The organism is Microbacterium sp. (genome assembly GCF_031178525.1).
Classification (GTDB): Bacteria; Actinomycetota; Actinomycetes; order Actinomycetales; family Microbacteriaceae; genus Microbacterium.
In genome coordinates this window covers 1-2,335 of the sequence record NZ_JAPSJA010000338.1, presented here as the reverse complement: position 1 = coordinate 2,335, position 2,335 = coordinate 1, and the positions used below count along the sequence as shown (strand labels likewise).

Genomic DNA, 2,335 nt, shown 5'->3' with positions numbered 1-2,335 from the left:
ACGAACGCGCCGGCAGTCCGCTGCGCCTCAGGCGACACGCGTGCCCTCGCGCCACACGCCGCGCACGATCGGCACCGGAACGCCGAGCGGATGCTGCTCGGTGGGCGCCTCGTCGTACGCGTGCACGCGGATCAGATCCGCGCGCTTTCCCGGCTCGATCGTGCCGCGGTCGTCCAGGCCGACGGCGCGGGCGGGGTTCGCGCTGATGAGCCTGGTCGCCTCGGGCAGCGAGACGTCGCCGCGCGCGAACAGCAGGAACGCCGCCTGCAGCGGGCTCGCGGGCACGTAGTCGCTCGAGAGGATGTCGAGCAGCCCGAGCGCGAGCAGGTCGGACGCCGCCACGTTGCCCGAATGCGAGCCGCCGCGCACGATGTTCGGCGCCCCCATCACGACGAGCTGCCCCGCCTCGCGGGCGGCGCGGGCGGCATCGGCCGTGGTCGGGAACTCGGAGATGCCGACCCCGAGTGCGACGCCCTCGTCGACGTGCGCCTGCGTCGCGTCGTCGTGTGCGGCCATCATGATGCCGCGCGCCGTCGCCCGCTCGGCCATCAGCCGGCGGTGCGGATCGGCGTACTGCGCCGACAGGCGGTGCAGCTCGGCGACATGTGCGTCGAACTGCTCGTTCGTCAGGCGCCCCTTGCCGACCATGTAGGTGCGGAACGCCTCCACGTCGGCGTACTGCCGCTGCCCGGGCGTGTGGTCCATGAGCGAGACCATGCGCACGCGATCGTGCGCGCCGACCTCGTCGAACACGTCCACCACGTCGGGCGTCGACACCTCGCAGCGCAGGTGCACGAAGTGGTCGGCACGCAGCAGACCCGACTCGGCCGCGTGCACCACCGCGTCGATCAGCGTGCGGGCGTTCTTCGCCATGTTGTTGCCATCGGTCGGGCCGGTGCCGATGCGCAGCGCGTCGAGCACCGTCGTCATGCCGGAGGCCGCCATCTGGGCGTCGTGCGCGATCACCGCCGGAATGGGATCCCAGTACCGCTTCGGCCGCGGCTGGAAGTGCGCCTCGACCTGATCGGTGTGCACCTCGACGATGCCCGGCATCAGGAAATCGCCGCGCAGGTCCTCGCCGGTCGTCGCGACCGTGTCGGACACCTCCACGATGGCGCCGTCGGCGACCCGGACGGATCCGAAAATCACCTGGTCCTCGAGCACCACGCGCGCGTTGGTGAAGACGGTCTCGTTGCTCATACGGGGTTCTCCTGCGCGAAGGGGTGGACGGACAGGACGTGGAACGGATCGCCGGGCTCCGGCTCGACGAACAGGGCGATCGACAGCAGCGGCACGTCGATCCCAGCCACGTCCGCGAAGTGGGATGCGAGCGCAGCGTCGACCTCGGCGATCCGCTCATCCGGCACCGGATCGGTCAGCGTCAGGTGGAAGCGGAACTGGTCGAGCACGTACGGGTAGCCCCACTGCTCGAACAGCTCGCGCTCGCGCGGGCTCAGCTTCTCGGGCCTGCGCCGGCGGATCTCCTCGTCGGTCGGCGCCGCACGGAAGTCGTCGAACGCGCGCACCGCGTCCGCGGCGAGCGCATCCAGCCCCGTGTGGTCGCCGTGCGGCAGCAGCGCGCGGAAGTGGCCCACCGTCGCGGGACGAGGCGCGGCGATGGTGACGGGGCCGCGCGCGGCCGCGAAGGCATCGGCGGCGGCGCGCAACTCGGTCTCCGTGCGACCCTCCGCGAGGCGGAACGGCGCCTTGAGCGTCGCGTGGAAGCCGTAGCGGCGGGCGTCGACCGTCAGGTCGCGGAATTCCTCCCGCGCGTACCAGGCCTCGGCGGCCTCCCGCAGCCGAAGGGCCTGCGGGGCGTCGGCGGCTTCCCTGGCGCCATTTGCCTCGAACTGCCGGGAATCGGCGTCGGAAGGCGGCACTTCGGGGAAAGTGCCGCCGCCGAGTGCGCCCGGCAGGGCGTACACCGCGTATCGGGTCATGCCGCCGCTTTCGCCGGCTGGGGCGTGAACGCCCGCACGTCGACGACGGCGTCGCCGACCGCGTCGCGCACATCCGCGTCGTGGAAGATCGCCAGCATCCCGACGCCACGTGCCAGGCGCTCGCGGATCAGCCCGATCACGACCTCGCGGTTGCGCGCGTCGAGGGAGGCGGTCGGCTCGTCGAGCAGCAGCAGCGGGCGCTCGGCGATGAAGCCGCGCGCGATGTTGACGCGCTGCTGCTCGCCACCCGAGAACGTGGCGGGCGGCAGTGTCCACAGCCGCTCGGGGATGCTGAGTCGCGCGAGCAGCTCGCCGGCCCGCTCGCGCGCGGCCTCTCGGCCGGCGCCCCGCTCAACGAGCGGCTCGGCCACCACGTCGAGCGCCGGAACCCGCGG

3 protein-coding genes are annotated in these 2,335 nt (G+C 72.6%); all 3 read right to left on the bottom strand.

Features of this window, described 5'->3' with window-relative positions:
- Positions 1-27 precede the first annotated feature (27 nt).
- Positions 28-1,200: an alpha-D-ribose 1-methylphosphonate 5-triphosphate diphosphatase gene (locus tag RIF89_RS14070; protein WP_309069704.1), complete on the bottom strand. Its 1,173-nt coding sequence runs from the start codon at positions 1,198-1,200 to the stop codon at positions 28-30.
- Entirely contained in the window at positions 1,197-1,940 is a 744-nt protein-coding gene (locus RIF89_RS14065) for a DUF1045 domain-containing protein (RefSeq protein WP_309069703.1), read from the bottom strand. The genes RIF89_RS14070 and RIF89_RS14065 overlap by 4 nt, the downstream gene beginning before the upstream one ends.
- Positions 1,937-2,335 (bottom strand): ATP-binding cassette domain-containing protein (locus RIF89_RS14060; protein ID WP_309069702.1); only part of this gene is annotated, 399 nt, incomplete at its 5' end. The genes RIF89_RS14065 and RIF89_RS14060, both read right to left, overlap by 4 nt.

What these genes read in the sequence shown, in the direction of transcription:
- RIF89_RS14070 (WP_309069704.1), bottom strand. Translation starts at nt 1,200, where the DNA reads ATGAGCAACGAGACCGTCTTCACCAACGCGCGCGTGGTGCTCGAGGAC.
- RIF89_RS14065 (WP_309069703.1), bottom strand. Translation starts at nt 1,940, where the DNA reads ATGACCCGATACGCGGTGTACGCCCTGCCGGGCGCACTCGGCGGCGGC.